Genomic DNA, 18,680 nt, shown 5'->3' on the forward strand with positions numbered 1-18,680 from the left:
ATCTCGGAGAGATTAAATGTTGGTAGACAATGTGTTATAAAAGTAATATTTGTCCCGTAGGGACTACACAAATTTTAATGCAATTTATTATCATCTTTTAAACCACAAATTACACAATTTTAAAATAAAACAAATCTGTGTAAATCCGTTTAATCCGTTATGTCTGCGGGCAATTTTATTTCCAATGTAATTCTAAAGCGAAACACGTTTTGTCTTCTTTAGTGATGCTAAATGTTGCTGTTGTGTGATCATCATTTTCACTTTCGTGAATGATAACTTGGTCTTTTAATGAAAGTTCTTTCATGAAATTCATTTCGAAACTTTTTACTTCTTGTTTTAGAATTCTTTTTTCATCGACGTGATCTAAACACCATTCTAAATACTTGACATTGTTTACGTGATTTACAATATCTAAATCTGATAAATAAACTGTTTTTTCGAAAACGGCTTCTTTGTCGTGATTGATATTAATTTTCGAGAATCCTTCGCTTGTAGCTCTGTTGTCAGGGAATAATTCGAAATGTTCGAATGGTAAAGCTAAAGGTTCCGGACGACGCGATTGGGTATTAAAAACGGCCCAATAAGTTTCACAGCCTACTATTTTTTTGCCGTTTACGTACATTTCAAGTGCACGAACAGAACGTGAATTTTCTAAACTATTGATCCAGGTTTTTACGGTTACAATATCCTGCCATTTTGGTAAAGCGCTTACTTCAACACGCATGCGGCTTAAAACCCATGCCTGATGAAATTCCTGCATATCAAAAAAACTGATTCCTCCAACTTCTGAATGGGCAGCAGCGGTTAATTGTAAAATATTGCATAAATCAGTATATTTTAAGAAACCTGTTGGTGTACATTGTGTAAAATTGATTTCCCAGTCTTTACTTAAAACTGAAGTGAAATTTGGTGATATAGGCATTTTTATATGATAAATAATTTATTAGCTAATTTTTAATGTACTCGTATTCTTTTTATTTTTTGATTTAATCTCCGCCACCACAACCACCGCAAGAACTGCCACAAGAGCTTCCACATGAGCTGCTACCAGAAGAGTCAGAAGAGGTTCCGCAAGAAGAACTCCCAGAGGAGCTGTCGTAACTGTTATTTCTGTTTACCTCTGTTATCAGAGGCATAAATGCCGGAGCTATTACAGCAGTACTAAATAGAAAATAATTCCATTGCCAATTATTTTCTATTTGTTTTGCAGGCAAAATTTCTTTTTTATATAAATTTGTTAAAGTATCAAAACAAAAAAGTCTTTTTAATCTGTGTAGAAAAAAGAATATCGTAATAATAAAAACGATAAGAACAAAGACAATCAGTCCTACGGGTTTATTTCTGGTAATACCAGTTATTAATCTTATGTATCCTAACATAGAAAGAACTGCAAGAACAACAAAGTTTGTATAATACAATTGATGAAATTTTTTAGATTTGACAAAATATTTTTCAAATGCATCAGCAAAATTTGATATATTAATGAAAGTAGGTTTCTTTTTCATACGCTCAACTAACGTGGAGTAAACGCTTTTGCCAAATTCTTTTAAAGATGCTGTTATCTGAATTTGTTCATCAGTCAGATTGGGTTTATTTTCTATGAGTTTAATAATGTTATAAGGTTCTATTTGAACTATTTTATTGTCGATTAATTCATTTACTACACCATTAATTACGTTAGAGATTTTATGAGTTTTAAGATAAATTAATTCATAAGGTTCAAGGTCATAAATAAATGAATTTGGATCAAATTTTCGGGCAATTTGTCGAAGTCTTAGTTTGTTATACAAATCCAGAAATTTCAATGTTATGAGACATAGAATAATGAAGCCTATAAGAAAATAGGGATTGTCAATGGTAACATAAATTGGTTTTAAAAGAAAGTAAAATGGAAATGTTAATATGAAAAGTACAATCAAACCATTACTCATAAACGATCTTAGATTTATTTTGGCTTTATCTAAATTTAAACTTTCATACATTCCATCAAACTCCCATATATCATTGGGCTGAGTTCCAAAAGTCGATTCGTATAATGTCTTAGTTTGTTCTTTTGCTTTTTTGAATTTTTGAAAATCTTCTCTGTTATGGGTCGATGGAATATGCTGAATTTGTTTCTCCAATATTTTACAGAAGTCCTGATACGATTTAGTGAAAATTAAATGCAGATGCCAAACGACATCAACGGTTTCTGATGGTGAAACCATTGAATCTGAAATAGCTGCTAAATACATGAATTTTTTATATTCCAGAATTGCTTTTTTAGTAAAATTTTTTGTCCAGAAATTTTCTTTTGCAAGTCTTATCGAAAAACCGAATTCACTTGACGGATCATCAAAATTAAACTGTAAGATTTTATTCCAAAGTACATTATCCATATTTTAAGCTTACAAACGTTGTAAAAATCTAAATTGTTTTTTCGATATAATCAATAATCATTTTTCTATCACTTGAAAAGTCAAACCATTTTATGGTTTCATTTCTTTTGAACCAGGTAAGTTGTCTTTTAGAAAAACGGCGGGTATTTTTCTTTATTTCTTCGATAGCAAAAGGCAGTGCGAAATCTCCGTCAAAATAACTAAATAATTCTCGATATCCGACAGTTTGTAGCGCATTTAATGCTTTGTTAGGATATAATGCTTTTGCTTCTTCTAATAAACCTTCGTTCATCATAATATCGACACGCTGATTGATTCGGTCATAAATGATTTGTCTTTCAGCGTCTAAACCTATTAAAATAGGAGTGAAGTTTCGATTGTTTTTCTTTTGATTTAGGAAAGAAGAATATGGTTTTTGAGTTCCGATACAAACTTCTACAAAACGCATCATTCGTTGTGGGTTTTGTAATGTTTGCGGATTTTCTTCGTTTATTTTTTGATAATAATCCGGATCTAGATGTTGTAATTGTTCCTGAAGATATTCGATTCCGAGTTTTTCGTAGTTTGAATTTACTTCTGTACGTACTTCGGGATTAATTTCGGGAAATTCGTCGAAACCTTTTAAGATTGCGTCAACATATAATCCTGAACCACCGATAAGAATGGCAAAATCGTTGTGTTGAAATAATTCTTCTAATTTAAGAAGGGCTTCTTTTTCGTAATCGCCAACGGTATAATTTTCGAAAATCGATTTATTTTGAATGAAATGATGTATGGCTGCTTGTAATTCTTCCTGATTAGGAACTGCTGTGCCAATGGTCATTTCTTTAAAAAACTGACGACTGTCGCAAGATATTATTTCGCATTTAAAATGTTGTGCCAAAGCAATACTTAAGGCTGTTTTGCCTATAGCTGTTGGTCCGACGATGGTAATTAGGTGTTTCATATTTTTAGCCCAGATGGAAATGAAAACCCCGGACTTATATTTGTTAGTTTTTTTGGGATAAAAGAGCGACTTTAGAAGCTCCTTTTATGCCTTAAAAAAACAACAAAGATAAGGAGGAGTTGTAATGTACAGCTGGAATAGCTCCTTAAATTAATTATTGGTTAATTCTGCTCCGCATTCGTGGCAATATTTTGCGCTATCAAAATGTACTTGTGCATTGCAATTTTGACATGTTTTTTTTGTGCTGACGGCATTGTTGCGTAAGCTGCTTTTTGCAAATTCTGCGGTAACAATTCCTGTTGGTACTGCAATGATTCCGTAACCCATAATCATAACGAGCGAGGCTAAAAATTGGCCTAACGGGGATGCGGGTGAAATGTCGCCATAACCAACGGTGGTAAGGGTTACAATAGCCCAATAGATCCCGACCGGAATGCTGGTAAAACCGCTTTCTTTGCCTTCGACTACGTACATTAATGAACCGATAATTACGGCGCTAATAAGTACGAAGTAAATAAATACAAGTATTTTTTCTTTACTGGCCTGCATGGCTTCACGAAGCTGCAGGGATTGTTGGGAAATTTGCGGTATGTGTAAAATTTTAAACAATCGGAAGAAACGAAGGATTCTAACGATGGTTAAGACGTTTGTAGCAGGAAAAAATATAGATAAATACATGGGCAAAATAGCCATTAAATCGATAATTCCGTAAAAGCTAAAAATATATTTTAAGGGTTTTTGTATCGAAATAATTCGTAAAAAGAATTCTATGGTAAAGAAAATGGTAATAATCCATTCACAAACAAGAAGTTGTGAATGGTATTTTTGATTGATGCCTTCTACTGTGTCCATCATAACTAAAAGGACACTTAGTAAAATGAGTCCCAAAAGTGTCAAATCGAATAAACGCCCTAAAAATGTATTACTGCCGTAAATAATAATTTGGGTTTTTTGCCTGAAAATATCGTATTTTGATTTTATTCTTTTCATATCTACAAAGATAATGAAAGTTTTGTTGTGTTAAAAATGTAGAATCTTAAGCGATTTGCTTTTACGAATGTAATTCTGGATAATATTCTTTACATCGCGATTGTGTTGCATCGGGATAAGAATATTTTTTAGAATTTCGATATTGTTTATTTGATAGTTTAAATCATAAAAGGCATATCCTTGGTATATTCCGTTTTCGATTAATACAGCGCTTCTTTCGTTTACATTACGACCTCTGTCAATAAGGATCATGCTTTTGTTTTCGAAGCTGTTTTCGGCTATAAATTCCTGTACTCTGGCATTGTAAATTTCCGGAGTGACTTCGCCAATACAAGCGCCGTCGCATTCTTTTATTTTATACTGAAAACATTCTTTTTTAGTTACATATAATCCTGTAAGCTTTTGGCACAAATGATATTTTGTAGTGAACTTAAAAAGTGCATTTTTACCTTCTTGCAAGCTGGCGTACGACGTAATTTCTTTTTTACGCCCGTCAGCCTTTTCAAGTTTTAGATTCAAATATCCGTTAGCATCTTTTTCTACATACAATGCATATGGAAAATTGGTTTTGCGTTGTGAACGGTTATATCTTGGTCTGTTTATTTTTATTTCCTGACTTTCTTTTAATAGCGCAATAAGTTCACTTCCGGTTTCATCATAGGTAATGGTGAAAACTTCGGCTTGAATTTTTTTGCTTTTGGTTGTAATTCCTGTAAAATGCTGATTGACTCTTTTTTTGATATTTTGGCTTTTGCCAATATAAATTAGAGTTCCGCCTTCGTTATAGATATAATAAACGCCGGTTTTGGTTGGCATTTGGGATAAAAGATCGAGAAATTTTGGTGCAATTCCTTTTTCGACTTCTAGTTTTATAAAATCTTTTACGATTGTTTTTTCTAAGTCTTTTTCAAGAAGCATTTTGAATAACTTGGTCGTTGCCATGGCGTCTCCGCTGGCACGATGCCTGTCGGCCATTGGAATTCCCAATGCGCGAACTAGTTTTCCTAAGCTATAAGAAGGTTGTTCTGGAATTAGTTTTTTGGCTAATTCTACTGTACAAAGTGTTCTGGCTTCGAAATCATAACCCAAACGTCTGAATTCGGTACGTAAAATTCTATAATCGAAAGAGGCGTTGTGCGCTACGATAATACAATCGGAAGTAATTTCGATGATTCGTTTGGCAACTTCAAAAAACTTAGGTGCAGAACGCAACATAGCATTATTAATCCCGGTTAATTTCACCACAAAAGGCTGAATCGGGATTTCAGGATTAACAAGGCTAATGAATTGGTCGACTACTTCATGGCCATCAAATTTATAAATGGCGATTTCGGTAATTCCTTCTTCGTTAAACTGGCCTCCAGTGGTTTCTATGTCTAGTATTGCGTACAAATTCAGTATTCAGTCTCGGTTTTTAGTATTCAGTTAAAATCTACAATCTTTAATCTACAATCTTCAATTAAGTTAGCGTCCGCCAAAAATGCTGCTTCCAATGCGAACCATTGTGCTTCCGCATTCTATGGCTAGTTTGTAATCTCCAGACATTCCCATAGAGATTGTTTTTAGATCGCAGTTTTCAGCTTTAAGCTCTTTAATCGAATCAAAAATAGATTTTAGAAGTGTAAATTCTTTTTTAATCTGGTTTTGGTCTTCTGTGAATGTTGCCATTCCCATTAATCCTAAGATACGAATATTTTTCATCTCTTTGAATTCTGGTGAAGATAATAATTCGTTTAATTCTTTTTCGTCTAAACCAAATTTAGATTCTTCTTCGGCAATGTATATTTGAAGCAAACAGTCTATAGTTCTATTGTTTTTTAAAGCATGTTTGTTGATTTGCTCTAATAATTTTAAACTATCAACCCCGTGAATCAAACTCACAAATGGTGCCATAAATTTAACTTTATTCGACTGTACGTGACCAATCATATGCCATTGAATGTCTTTTGGCATTTCTTCGTACTTATCGACCATTTCCTGGATTTTGTTTTCTCCAAAAATGCGTTGACCGGCATTATATGCTTCCATCAAATCAGGAACAGGTTTCGTTTTAGAAACTGCAACTAGGGTTACATGTTCCGGTAAACTTGATTTGATTGTATTTAGGTTCGATTGTATCGACATGGTGTTTCTTTTTTATGAAAGAATAAATTGCTTAGAGATTTTCTCTGCTTTTTTACTTTCACTATAATCATAAAAACCTTCTCCTGATTTTACACCTAATTTTCCGGCTCTCACCATATTTACTAATAGTGGGCAAGGAGCATATTTAGGGTTTTTGAAACCTTCGTACATTACGTTTAAGATTGCAAGACAAACATCAAGGCCAATAAAATCAGCAAGTTGAAGAGGCCCCATTGGGTGTCCCATTCCTAATTTCATTACGGTATCAATTTCATAAACTCCGGCTACTTTATTGTATAACGTTTCGATCGCTTCGTTTAGCATAGGCATTAAGATTCTATTGGCTACGAAACCTGGATAATCGTTTACTTCAACTGGAGTTTTTCCTAATTTTTCAGATAAATCCATGATGATTTTGGTCACTTCATCGCTGGTATTGTATCCGCGAATGATTTCGACCAATTTCATGATTGGCACCGGATTCATAAAATGCATTCCGATAACACGCTCAGGATGTGCGACAACAGCTCCGATTTGAGTAATTGAAATAGAAGAAGTATTGGTGGCTAAAATTGTATTATGAGAACAAGCTTCGTTTAATTGTTTAAAAATATTTAGTTTTAGTTCTACATTTTCTGTAGCAGCTTCAACTACTAAATCTACACCAACAACGCCATCCTTAATATCTGTATACGTAATAATATTAGTGATCGTTTTAGCAACATCTTCCTGAGTAATGGTTCCTTTAGATAACATTCGGTCCAGGTTTGCAGCAATAGTTGCCATTCCTTTGTCTAATGATTTCTCAGAAACATCAATTAGTTTTACAGTAAAACCACTTTGTGCAAATGTATGAGCAATTCCGTTACCCATTGTTCCTGCACCAATTACAGCTATAGTTTTCATATTATATTAGATATTATATTTATGATTTAGCCACGAATTCACCAATTGGTTCGTGAATTCGTGGCTAATTTTATTTTTTAAATTTTCAATTATTTTTGGAAACAATCAATGATTTGATATGCTACTCTTAAAGCATCAGTTGCTTGTTCAAGTGTTACGACTGGAGTTGTATCTGTTTTTATTGCATTTGCAAATGACTCTAATTCGTCAAGAATCGCATTGTTTTGCTCGACATCAGGATTGGTAAAATAGATCTGTTTTTTTACGCCTTCGGCATTTTGCAGAATCATATCAAAATCTCCTGGAACTTCTGGAGCATCTTTCATACGAACCACTTCACATCTTTTTTCTAAAAAATCAACTGAGATATAAGCATCTTTTTGAAAGAAACGTGTTTTACGCATGTTTTTCAACGAAATTCTGCTTGCCGTTAAATTCGCCACGCATCCGTTTTCGAATTCAATTCGGGCATTGGCAATATCTGGAGTGTCACTAATAACTGAAACTCCACTTGCATGAATGTCTTTTACCTTTGAATTTACTACACTTAAAATAGCATCAATATCATGAATCATTAAATCCAGCACTACAGGAACGTCTGTACCACGCGGATTAAACTCTGCCAAACGGTGCGTTTCTATAAACATTGGATTTTCGATCATGTTTTTTGTAGCAATAAACGCCGGATTAAAGCGCTCAACATGACCTACCTGACCTTTTACGTTGTATTCTTTGGCTAAAGCAATAATTTCTTCGGCTTCATCAACGGTATTGGCAATTGGTTTTTCTATAAAGATATGTTTTCCTGATTTTATCGCTACTTTAGCACATTTATAATGTGAGAGCGTTGGAGTTACAATATCAATGACATCCACGGCGTGGATTAATTTTGCAATAGTACTGAAGTTTTTATAACCGAATTCTTTTGATATTCGCTCGGCATTTTCTTGATTTTCATCATAAAATCCAACTAATTCGTATTTGTCAGATTGTTGTAATAAACGTAAATGTATTTTACCAAGATGACCAGCACCTAAAACTCCTACTTTTAACATGAGAATGTATTTTAAACAAAAATATAATTTATTTGTCGAAAGTAAAAGTTTAGTTATGACAAAGTCAAAATTATTTAAACAATTATAATTGTATCTACAGACTTAATTTTTCTTTGAAGTTTTGTGTTTGTCTTCGGGAGATTTCTACTTTTAGCTCTTTTGGCAGGTGCACAAGTAAATTTCCACTAAACCATGGGTCTATTTTAAGGATATATTCGACATTGATAATCTGATTTCTATTGGCTCGAAAGAAAAAATCATCAGGAAGCTTTTCTTCAATATTGTTTAATGACTTATTTATTATTGCTTTTTCGTCCTGAAAAAATATTTTGGTATAATTGCCGTCAACTTCAAACAGAAAAATGTCAGCAATTTTTACGAGCCAGCATTTTTCGCCATCACGAATAAAAATTTGATTGTTTAAAGTTAGTTTCTTGCTGCTTTTCTCTTCTTTTTCGGTTATATTTTGTCCCACTTTTTCGATTGCTTGTGCGAATCTTTTAGGGTTTATAGGTTTTAGTAGGTAATCTAAAGCATTATATTCGAAAGATTTAATAGCATACTCGTCAAAAGCGGTTGTAAAAATTGTAATAGGAACTTTATCCAGCATTTCCAGTAACTCAAAACCATCTTTTTCCGGCATGTTTATATCCAGAAAAAGTAAATCAGGCTGGGTTTCCTCTATAAGTTTAAAACCGGTATCAACATTTTCTGCTTCTCCGATAATTTCAATTTCGGGATGGTTTTTAATTAATTCCTTTAATTCGTTTCTGGCCAAACGGGAATCTTCGACAATGACAGCTTTTATTTTTTTCATACTTTAAAGTATTGGAATAATTATTTGAGCAATTACTTCATTTTCTATTTCCTGTAATTTAAAACTAGCTTTTTCGCCATAAATTAAATGAAGTCTTTTTTCTATATTCTTAATTCCTAATTGAGTAGAATCTTTTTCGATAGTAAGTACGCCTGAGTTAGCAACTAAAATGCTCAGATTACTATTTTTCAGTTGTGTTTTTAATGAAATATGACCTCCTTCTTTTAATTTTGCAATTCCATGCTTAACGGCATTTTCGACCAGCATTTGAATAATCATAGGCGGAATTTGTAATTTTAAAGTTTCTTTTTCTATTTGCGAAGTAAATTTTAAACGTTCTTCAAGTTGAATTTTAGAAATTTCTATAAAGTTTTCTACCATTTCAAGTTCTTCATCAAGGGCAATTTTCGTTACCTCATTTTTGGTAAGTGAATAACGAAGCATTTCAGACAATCTGGTGATCATTTCCCTTGATTTTTCGGGGTTTTCTAATATTAGCCCGCGAATATTATTTAAACTATTAAATATAAAATGCGGATTGATTTGCCCTTTTAAAGCATTCATTTGAGAATCCTTTAAAGTATTTTCAATTTGCATTCGATCCATTTTGTTGTTTTTGATTTGCAAAGTTGTTGTGTAAATCGTGTAGGCAACGATCCAAAGAAAGAAAAGAAATCCCATTGCAAAAACAAAGATAATTTGATTTTTTGCTGATTGAGATGGGTGATCAAAAACTTCAGGATTGTGATATATATAATTGATGACTATATAATTATAAGCCATTAGCGCTGCGTAATAAAGAATGGCAGCAGAGAAAATTAAAAAAAGCATTTTGATAATTTCCCAAAATTTAAAATCGTCAAGTTTTATATGTCGGTCATAAAAGTATTTTAGAACAATAGAAACAAATGTGAGCAGGCAAATACTAAAGCAGTAATCTAATAAAAGCTGCCAATTTTTATATCCTAAAAAATTTAATTCGGGAATAATAATTTGAGGAATAAAAAGTACTCCTGAATAAATAGTCCATATAATAACCTGAACTAAAATGAAAAACCGATCCTTTTTTTGAAACATTTTTATAATTTATTTTACCTTTAATGAGCTTGATTAATCAACGATTTATACGATAAAAACTTCTAAAAGAAGTAGTCGTCATTCAAGAAATAAAGACACTTTTTTTGTGTTTTTTATTATTCGAATACAATTTTAATTAAGTAGCTGCTTAATTCAATAACAAGCGCAATAATTATTTTGATCATAATTTTAAGTTGTAAAAAACTTTGGCAATGCCGATCATTGCCAAAGTTACATTTTAAATAATTAATTTTTAGGTTGAAAATCAGGATTACCTACTTGCCATAGTGCGAAACTTAATACATCGGCAACTTCTTCGTACGATTTTGATTTTGAAGCTCCTCCAAAATGACCGGCTTCGTAATCTACTTTTAGTAGAGTTGGTTTATTAGAGGTATTTACTTCTAATAATCGGGCTGCAAATTTAGCTGGCGACCATACAATAATTCTAGGATCGTTAAATCCTGCTGTTGTCAGGGTTGCAGGATATTTTACACCTTCTTTTAGCTGCAAGTAAGAATCCATTTCTATTAGAGCTTTGGCTTCATCTTCTATTTTCATTGTTCCAAATTCTGGTGTATTTGCAGGTCCGTTTGGTGCATTTTCTCCTCTCACGGTATTCATGCTTCCTACTCCCGGGATAGCTACTGCATAAAGATCTGGTCTTTCTGTAACGGCTCTTCCTACGAAAATTCCTCCCGCGCTTCTGCTGTAAATTGCCGTTTTTGTCGGATTGGTGTATCCTTCATTAATCATATATTCTGTGCACGAAATTACATCTTTCCATGTATTTTGTTTTTTGCTTTTCTGACCTTCCAAATGCCATTTTTCTCCCAGTTCTCCGCCACCTCGTACGTGTGCAACAGCAAGTATTCCGCCTTTTTCTACCCATAAAAGTAAGCCTGGATTAAAACTTGGAGACATAGACATTCCGTATGCGCCATAACCATAAAATAAAACGGGCGTATTTTTATCTTTTTTGATTCCTTTCTTATAGATAAGAGATAGTGGTACTTCAACACCATCATACGATTTTACCATTAATTCTCCGATTTCAAAATTTTCAAATTCAGGATATTCAGCAATAGTCGAAAGTTCTTCTCGTGTAAAAGTGTTTGTTTTTACGTCATATTTATAACGTTCTCCTTTAGTTGTCCAGCCTGTTGTTCTAACCCATAAATCAGAAAATTTATTTCCTCTTGCGCTTAAAACGATAGTGGCAGATTTTTTTGGAGTTTTAATTTCTTTATGATTTTTACCTTCAAAATCAGTAAAATATAATTTGCTTTCAATTCCGTTTTTTGTTTTTGTATAAAAAATTCCGTCTTTGGTAATGGTAATCGGATTTAAATTGGCCTCTTTATCTTCTGGAATTACAAGTGTTGCTGTTGCCAGTTCTGGATTGGCAATACTTGTTTTTGTAACTTTAAATTTGGGAGAATTCAGACTTGTATAAAAATAAATGTCTTTATTACTAAAAGCAAAACTTTTGATTTCATCTTTTCTATCCGTTAGTAATTTCCAGCTGATTTTTGATTTAGTTAAATCTGAACCTTTTGCAATAAAAAGTTTTTGGTTTTGATTGACAGAGTAGGGCATTAGGAAAAGCATATTGCTGTCTTCGTCATAACCCATGATAGGAATTTCTTCTTCTGCAATATTCAGTTCCGGATACATGGCCTTGCTAAAAAGTAATTTATCTGTAGCACTATCAGTTCCTACCACGTGTAATTTGGTTATAATATTCAATTGTGCTTTTGCATCGTGAATATCAGAAGTTGGTGATTGTGCGTATAAAAATGATTTATCATCTTTTAGCCAATTTGCATTACCAAATCGTAGTCTGTCAATTTTATCAGCTAAAATTTTGTTGTCGGCTACATTTATTAAAATCATTTCGCTCATTTCTCCGCCATTTTTAGAAACATTTACGGCAATAAGTTTGGCGCTCTTATTTGGTGAAAAAGAACTAATATTAAAAATGTCTTTACTTTCTCCTTTTAAGCTTTCCGGATCAAATATTAAAGTTTCTTTTCCTTTTAAACCATTTCTTTTGTACAGTTTTGCAACCTGATCTTTTGGAGTAGTTTTTTGATAAAAGTAAGTTCCGTCTTGCGTAATCTGAACGCCGCTAATTGCTTCGCTGACTCTGTCATTTATAGAAGTCAATTGGTTTATAAGAGTTTGTTTTCCCGGAATCGAGTTTAAAATATTGTTAGTATAATCTGCCTGAGCTTTTAACCAGGTTAGCGTTTGCTCACTTTTTAAATCTTCAAGATTTCTGTATTTGTCTTCAACTTTAATTCCGAAATAAGTATCAGTAACAGGAATAGAAGGTGCTTTTTCTTGTTTGCTTTGTGCGAAAGAATTTCCTGTAAAAGCAATTCCTAGAGATAGAATAGTAATTTTTTTTAATGTAATTGTTTTCATAATTAGTGTTTTTTGATTGATGATTGTTTTACTTTATAAAAGGATTATTGTTACGAATTTGTAAAGTGCAAATCCTATTATAAAACCTACCACAAATGATTTAGCGATTTTGTAAACGTTTATTTCTTTTTTAGTTTCCATGATTAATGATTTTAATGATTAATGATTGATTGATTGATTGATTGATTGATTGATTGATTGATTGATTGATTGATTGATTGATTGATTGATTGATTGATTGATTGATTGATTGATTGATTTTTGAGTTACAGGTGAATTAAAAAACTAATAGCATTTGAGATAAGTCCAATTGCAAAACCAACGGTTAATGGTTTTAAAAATTCGGTGGTGTTTTTCATTTTAAATGTGTTCATCTTTTTATTTTTTTAAGTTATTATTTCCTGTTTGATGATTCAAAAGTAGAAACACATTAGATCAAAATTTTCAAAAAAATGACGAGCGGTAAATACAACCATTTGAGTGGTAATTGATTTGCTTTTTATGAATTTGAAAGAAGATTGTACCTTGAAAACATTCTTTGTGAAAGCATTTAAAATTGATTTACTTTCTTATTTTTGCAAAAATAAAACCTACCCATTTTGAAAGACACTGCCAAACATCAAGGACTTCGTAATCAATTAGTAAGCACTTTAGAGCAAAAAGGAATTACTGATAAAGCGGTTTTGGATGCGATAAAAAAAATCCCAAGACACCTTTTTTTGAATTCAAGTTTTGAAGATTATGCTTATCAGGATAAGGCATTTCCTATAGGAGCCGGTCAAACTATCTCACAACCTTACACCGTTGCATTTCAATCTCAATTATTAGAAGTAAAAAAAGAACATAAAATTTTGGAAATTGGTACCGGTTCAGGTTACCAAACCGCCGTTTTATGTATGTTGGGCGCTAAAGTATTTAGTGTAGAAAGACAAAACGAATTGTTTAAAACAACTTCGAATTTGTTCCCAAAACTAAACATTCGTCCTAAACATTTATCTTTTGGAGATGGATATAAAGGATTACCAAGTTACGCACCGTTTGATAGTATTATAGTTACTGCAGGTGCGCCTTTTATTCCTCAGCCTTTAATGGCACAACTAAAAATAGGAGGAAGGCTGGTTATTCCGCTAGGAGAAGATGTTCAGATTATGACCTTATTGATTCGTAAAAATGAAACGCAATTCGAAAAACATGAGTTTGGAGAATTTCGATTCGTTCCTTTATTAGAAGATAAAAATTAGGAAAAAGCCCATTGAGTTGGGCTTTTTTTATTGAGCAATAATACTAATATATCGTTCCAGGTTTTCTTTTTCAGTTTGAGCTACAAAAAGTAAAAAGTCTTCCTTATTATTTTTTGTCTGGGCAGTTTCTAAGGTCTGATAATATTGCATGCGACTTTCATAATCTCCTTTAATATTAGCAATTATATATCCTTTTTGCAATAAAATTAAATTCATGATTAAGCGGGACGTTCTTCCGTTTCCATCTATAAAAGGATGAATTGTTACTAGTCTTTCATGCATTTCGGCCGCCAGAATAATAGGATGCAGTTTGTTTTTATTGGTTTCATACCAAATAAAATAATCTTCCATTTCTTTGGCAACCATAAAAGGTTGGGGCGGCATATGTGTGCTTCCTTTTATCATAACTTGTACTTTTCTGTAACGGCCTGCATCTTCGGGAATTATTCCGCGAAGAATTAAGTTATGAATAGATAAAAGGTCGCGTTCGTTCAAAGAAACATTTCTTTGCATTAGATCTTTGATAAAACCAATTGCTTCCTGATGATTTATAGCTTCAAGATGCTCTCGCATACTTTTTCCGGAAATTGTCAAGCCTTCATTAATAACCATATCGGTTTCGCGAAGAGTCATTGTATTTCCCTCAATTCGATTGCTCTCAAAAGTGTATTCTAATTCTAAGGCTTGAGTAATCTTATAGCTATCGTATTGACGATAACTATCTAATTTTGTTTTTAGAAGATCAATCTCTTTGAGGAGATTTTCCAGAGTTTTAGAAATTTTTAATTTTGAAACGCTTTTATTGTATTTAATTTCCTGCTCAGCTACCATTAAAGCTTTTAAAGCAAATTCGTCATCTCCTATTTCGTAGATGATTTTTTCTTTTAGCCAGGTAATCATTAAGGTTTCAAAATCAATTTCTAAAAGCTGAGAAAGCTTTGAGATTTGTTCTCTTGTTGGTTTTCGTGATCCTGATTCAAATTTGCTTATTAAAGCCTGATCAATACCAAGAATTTGTGCCACTTCACGAGTTTTTAGTCCTTTTTGCTCTCTGGCATTTTTAAGAAGTGTTTTCATTTATATAACTAATTTTTAATGTCATGACAAAATTAGTCATTTCTATTTATAATAAAAAAGCAATATTTTTAAATATTGCTTTTCTAGAATTATATTTTGCTTTTTGGAGGAAGAGAACCGTCTTTTCTCATTTCCTGAACTACAGTTTGCATAATCGCATCAACCGTTTGGCCTAAATCAGTTACGTAATCGGATTTAGTAGTTCCTGTCCAGATTAATTTATTTTCTTTTAATGAAAAAACATTCGTCTCTACCATATAAGATGTGGTTTCCTGATAGTATCCCGGATCATAAAAATTAGGTGAATACATTCCGTACCAGTTTCCAAAACCATAACCATACATTCCGGTATACATTCCGTCAAAACCGCCATAATACATACCGGTGTAAGTTCCCGGAACATAAGTGGTTTCTTTTTCGGTACTTACTAAACGCAATGTAATAACCCCATCAAAATTCTCATCTTGCAAAATTTTTAATTTTTGCTCTTTACTAAGATCTTTGACAGTTTCGTTTAGATATTCGTAAGAAGTTTTAAAGATTGGGTTACTTGCAGCGATTCTATTTTCGGTAATTCTTCGGGAAGCTTCGTCTTTTAATAAGGCTACAATCAAAACTTTTTTGAAGTTTTCCTGAGCAATTGTTATTTTGGGATCTCTCCAGCTATTAACGATAGAGGTATTACTACCACAACCCGAAAGCGCAAGAACGGCGATTACTAAAGATAAGTATTTTTTCATATTACAATTTTTTACAATGATTGTAGTAAAAATACGTATAAAATAGAAGCAAACGTTCTTCTTGTAATTAAAAAATAACTTTAGTTGTAAGCCTTTTTTATTCGGTCTAAATCGCGTTTTGTATCTTGTTCTTTTAAGGATTCGCGTTTGTCGTAATTTTTCTTCCCTTTACAAAGACCAATTTGCAGTTTTGCCAGTCCTTTTTCGTTAGTAAATAACTTTAAAGGAACAATAGTAAGTCCTTTTGCCTGAACGCTTTTGTGAAGACTTTTTAGTTCTTTTTTATTCAAAAGTAATTTTCTCTCACTTCTTGATTTGTGATTGAATTGATTTCCAAAAGAATACTCTTCGATATAAGTATTTATAGCAAAAAGTTCGAGGTTACTAAATTCGCAAAAACTTTCAGTGATATTAGCCTTTCCTAAACGTATCGATTTGATTTCAGTTCCAGATAAAACAATTCCAGCAGTGTAAGTATCGATTATCTCGTAATCAAATCGCGCTCTTTTATTAAGTATATTGACTGTTTTTAACATAGGATGACAAATTTAGTAACAAATAAATGAAACAGCAATTGTTTTTGCATAAATGATATAAATTTGCATCATGGAAAAACAACAATCAAAAGATCCGTTACACGGAATCACGCTTCAAAAAATAGTAGAAGCTTTAGTAGATCATTATGGTTTTGATACTTTGGCAGAGATCATTCCGATAAAATGTTTTACTTCAAACCCGAGTGTGAAATCAAGTTTGACTTTTTTAAGAAAAACCGACTGGGCCCGCAAAAAAGTAGAAGATTTATATATAAAATCCCTGCCTAAATTTGATAAGTAATTACAATTTATAAGAAATCATAACACCACCACGATAAGGTAACCATTCACCGCTTTTATTCCAGTTTGGCGCATGTTCGTATCTTCCTGGCGTTCCGTCATTATAATATCCGTGATAAAATCCTTGGTGCCAACCACCTCCGGCAAAAATATCCAATACAAATTTATCGCTTAGTTTAAGATTGTATCCAACTGTAACACCTAAACGGTATCCAAAACCATGTTCGTATTTATTGGTATCCCAATAGTTCCATTTTTGTAATTCGTAAACATCAGGACCAGCGTGAGCTCCCACATAAAATCCATCGTACTTTTCTTTAAAATGATAACGAACCTCTGGTGTTAATGTATAAAATTTCATTGGACTATGCCCGTTAAAAGATTCCCAGAAAGAAGCCATAACATCAACACTTAAAGTCATTTTTTCTCCTATGCTGGTTTCAATACCTACATTTGGTATCGCAACTATAGCTGTTGCAGCATTGAATTTAATAAAAGTTTGACTTTGAGACTGAATCGAAAAGAAAAGAACAAGTAGGATTAAGAATTTTTTCATAAAGTGGGTTTTCGTGGTATTAAAACAAAGCTTTGTCGCTTATTTCGCGTGCAAATATAACGCAAACCATTAATTACTATTATGTAATTGCTTTAAATTAACAAGAATATTTTTTGCAATAAGTAGGTTGAATTACTTAGGTTCTAGTAATGAGTAAATTACATTATCTAAAAAACGGCCTTCATAAAATTCGCTTTCTTTTATATGAGCTTCTTTAACAAAACCGCATTTTTGTAAAACCTTTTCTGAAGCGTAATTTTCAGGATCAATTACAGCTTCGATAGAATGTAATTTTAAATCCTTAAAACCATAAGTAATTAATCGGTTAACGGCTTCCGGAATAATTCCGCGTCCGTGAAATTCAGGTAATAATATGTAACCTATTTCAGCACGGAAATTTTGAGGTTGCATTCTGTAGTAACCAATAATACCAAGAAGTTTTGAGTCGCCTTTTAGTGTTATACCCCAATTGATTCCTTCATTTGCTACGATTTTTTGTTCAATCATAGCAATGTGTTCTAACGCATCCTCATTGTTTTTTACCAATGGTCTCGGGATGTATTTCATGGTTTCAGGATTCGAACGTAATTCGAAAACTTCATTTACATCATCGTTTGTTATTCTTCTTAAAAGCAAACGTTCTGTTTCTATGACAGGAAATGGCGTGAAATTAAATTCTAACATTTTTTTAATTATAATATTGTGATAGTAAATTTTGAGTTGAAGGTTTGATCACTATCCAAAATTAAAATTCCTTCTTTTTCGAATAAATCTCCTGAGTTTTCACTTGTGTCCGAGTAACCAAGCCATGGTTCAACGCAAATAAAAGGTGCCTGATCTTTAGTCCAGAGTCCTAAACTAGGAAAATCTTTAAAATCAACATTTATATAAGGTTTTGATTTCTCAAGAATAGTTAATGATTTTGATTCTAAGGCCTTAAAAATCAATGCATCATTTTCGAATAATTGATAATTTAAAGGAACCGTACCATTTGTCGTTTCTAAGACTTTGGTTTTATTAGAAATTAAATCATTTTCTAAAAGATAGTATTTTAAAACTTCCTCTTTTTCAAACTTAAAAGCGTAGTCCTCAAAATTTTCGGGTAACGCTATTGCAGGATGAGCCCCAATTGAGAAAGGTAGTTTTTTACCACTTTTATTAATTACTTTATATTCTATATGTAATGAAGTATCTTCAAGCGTATAAATAAGCTGTAATTCAAATTCAAATGGATATTTTTTTAAAGTTTCTGAATTTGATTCTAAAGAAAAAACAGCACTATTTTCGGTTTTTTCAACCAATTGAAATTCCATATCTCTTGCAAAACCATGTCGTGGTAATTGATATTCTTTTCCTTCGATTGTGTAAGTATTATTTTTTAAAGTTCCTACAATAGGAAAAAGAATAGGAGAGTGCTTTCCCCAAAAATCAGGATTACCTTCCCATATATATTCCTTATTATCATTGTTTTTTAATGAAAATAATTCTGCTCCGGCATGTTTTATTG

At 32.4% G+C, this 18,680-nt stretch carries 19 protein-coding genes; 2 read left to right on the forward strand and 17 right to left on the reverse strand.

Annotated features, from left to right (window positions below; all coding sequences use genetic code 11):
- Positions 1–175 precede the first annotated feature (175 nt).
- The 11 genes from FLACOL7796_RS23365 to FLACOL7796_RS23415 all read right to left on the reverse strand — a co-directional run bounded on the left by FLACOL7796_RS23365 (position 176) and on the right by FLACOL7796_RS23415 (position 12,723).
- Entirely contained in the window at positions 176–922 is a 747-nt protein-coding gene (locus FLACOL7796_RS23365; RefSeq protein WP_173973177.1) for an acyl-[acyl-carrier-protein] thioesterase, read from the reverse strand.
- A gap of 64 nt (positions 923–986) precedes the next feature.
- Positions 987–2,378, reverse strand: coding sequence for a glycine-rich domain-containing protein (locus FLACOL7796_RS23370; protein WP_173973178.1), 1,392 nt, complete (start codon positions 2,376–2,378; stop codon positions 987–989).
- Positions 2,379–2,406: 28 nt separating this feature from the next.
- The gene (gene miaA / locus FLACOL7796_RS23375) at positions 2,407–3,324 is read right to left on the reverse strand and encodes a tRNA (adenosine(37)-N6)-dimethylallyltransferase MiaA (RefSeq protein WP_173973179.1); all 918 of its coding nucleotides are present in this window, start codon (positions 3,322–3,324) and stop codon (positions 2,407–2,409) included.
- 150 nt (positions 3,325–3,474) lie between these two features.
- A complete protein-coding gene (locus FLACOL7796_RS23380) occupies positions 3,475–4,314 on the reverse strand; it encodes an ion transporter (protein WP_173973180.1) in 840 nt (279 codons plus the stop codon).
- Positions 4,315–4,344: 30 nt separating this feature from the next.
- Positions 4,345–5,706 carry an exonuclease domain-containing protein gene (locus FLACOL7796_RS23385; RefSeq protein ID WP_173973181.1) on the reverse strand — a complete coding sequence of 454 codons (1,362 nt, stop codon included), beginning with the start codon at positions 5,704–5,706 and terminating at the stop codon, positions 4,345–4,347.
- A gap of 72 nt (positions 5,707–5,778) precedes the next feature.
- Entirely contained in the window at positions 5,779–6,438 is a 660-nt protein-coding gene (locus FLACOL7796_RS23390) for a YggS family pyridoxal phosphate-dependent enzyme (protein WP_173973182.1), read from the reverse strand.
- 12 nt (positions 6,439–6,450) lie between these two features.
- Positions 6,451–7,344: a 3-hydroxyacyl-CoA dehydrogenase family protein gene (locus FLACOL7796_RS23395; protein WP_173973183.1), complete on the reverse strand. Its 894-nt coding sequence runs from the start codon at positions 7,342–7,344 to the stop codon at positions 6,451–6,453.
- Positions 7,345–7,433: 89 nt separating this feature from the next.
- The gene (locus tag FLACOL7796_RS23400; protein ID WP_173973184.1) at positions 7,434–8,399 is read right to left on the reverse strand and encodes a Gfo/Idh/MocA family protein; all 966 of its coding nucleotides are present in this window, start codon (positions 8,397–8,399) and stop codon (positions 7,434–7,436) included.
- 94 nt (positions 8,400–8,493) lie between these two features.
- Positions 8,494–9,216 carry a LytR/AlgR family response regulator transcription factor gene (locus FLACOL7796_RS23405; RefSeq protein WP_173973185.1) on the reverse strand — a complete coding sequence of 241 codons (723 nt, stop codon included), beginning with the start codon at positions 9,214–9,216 and terminating at the stop codon, positions 8,494–8,496.
- Between the two features lie 3 nt (positions 9,217–9,219).
- Positions 9,220–10,293, reverse strand: coding sequence for a sensor histidine kinase (locus tag FLACOL7796_RS23410; RefSeq protein ID WP_173973186.1), 1,074 nt, complete (start codon positions 10,291–10,293; stop codon positions 9,220–9,222).
- A gap of 246 nt (positions 10,294–10,539) precedes the next feature.
- Positions 10,540–12,723 carry a prolyl oligopeptidase family serine peptidase gene (locus tag FLACOL7796_RS23415; protein ID WP_173973187.1) on the reverse strand — a complete coding sequence of 728 codons (2,184 nt, stop codon included), beginning with the start codon at positions 12,721–12,723 and terminating at the stop codon, positions 10,540–10,542.
- A gap of 599 nt (positions 12,724–13,322) precedes the next feature.
- Between FLACOL7796_RS23415 and FLACOL7796_RS23420 the strand changes: the two genes are divergently transcribed.
- Positions 13,323–13,964: a protein-L-isoaspartate(D-aspartate) O-methyltransferase gene (locus FLACOL7796_RS23420; RefSeq protein WP_173973188.1), complete on the forward strand. Its 642-nt coding sequence runs from the start codon at positions 13,323–13,325 to the stop codon at positions 13,962–13,964.
- Positions 13,965–13,991: 27 nt separating this feature from the next.
- On the opposite strand, the gene FLACOL7796_RS23425 is transcribed toward FLACOL7796_RS23420, so the two are convergent.
- The 3 genes from FLACOL7796_RS23425 to smpB form a co-directional block, all read right to left on the reverse strand.
- Entirely contained in the window at positions 13,992–15,041 is a 1,050-nt protein-coding gene (locus FLACOL7796_RS23425; RefSeq protein ID WP_173973189.1) for a Fic family protein, read from the reverse strand.
- Between the two features lie 89 nt (positions 15,042–15,130).
- On the reverse strand, positions 15,131–15,781 hold the full coding sequence (locus FLACOL7796_RS23430) for a hypothetical protein (RefSeq protein WP_173973190.1): 651 nt from the start codon (positions 15,779–15,781) through the stop codon (positions 15,131–15,133).
- An 80-nt stretch (positions 15,782–15,861) separates the two neighbouring features.
- Positions 15,862–16,317, reverse strand: coding sequence for an SsrA-binding protein SmpB (smpB, locus tag FLACOL7796_RS23435; RefSeq protein WP_073393742.1), 456 nt, complete (start codon positions 16,315–16,317; stop codon positions 15,862–15,864).
- Between the two features lie 70 nt (positions 16,318–16,387).
- On the opposite strand from smpB, the gene FLACOL7796_RS23440 reads away from it, so the two are divergent.
- On the forward strand, positions 16,388–16,618 hold the full coding sequence (locus FLACOL7796_RS23440) for a VF530 family protein (RefSeq protein WP_173973191.1): 231 nt from the start codon (positions 16,388–16,390) through the stop codon (positions 16,616–16,618).
- On the opposite strand, the gene FLACOL7796_RS23445 is transcribed toward FLACOL7796_RS23440, so the two are convergent.
- The 3 genes from FLACOL7796_RS23445 to FLACOL7796_RS23455 all read right to left on the reverse strand — a co-directional run bounded on the left by FLACOL7796_RS23445 (position 16,619) and on the right by FLACOL7796_RS23455 (position 18,678).
- Positions 16,619–17,173, reverse strand: a complete 555-nt coding sequence (locus tag FLACOL7796_RS23445) for a DUF3575 domain-containing protein (RefSeq protein WP_173973192.1) — start codon at positions 17,171–17,173, stop codon at positions 16,619–16,621. It abuts the gene before it with no gap.
- A gap of 132 nt (positions 17,174–17,305) precedes the next feature.
- Positions 17,306–17,857 (reverse strand): GNAT family N-acetyltransferase, encoded by a 552-nt coding sequence (locus FLACOL7796_RS23450; protein ID WP_173973193.1) that lies wholly within the window; start codon positions 17,855–17,857, stop codon positions 17,306–17,308.
- Positions 17,858–17,865: 8 nt separating this feature from the next.
- Entirely contained in the window at positions 17,866–18,678 is an 813-nt protein-coding gene (locus FLACOL7796_RS23455) for an aldose 1-epimerase family protein (protein WP_173973194.1), read from the reverse strand.
- Positions 18,679–18,680: the final 2 nt, after the last annotated feature.

It is taken from the genome of Flavobacterium bizetiae, from assembly GCF_902804475.1.
Taxonomy (GTDB): Bacteria; Bacteroidota; Bacteroidia; order Flavobacteriales; family Flavobacteriaceae; genus Flavobacterium; species Flavobacterium bizetiae.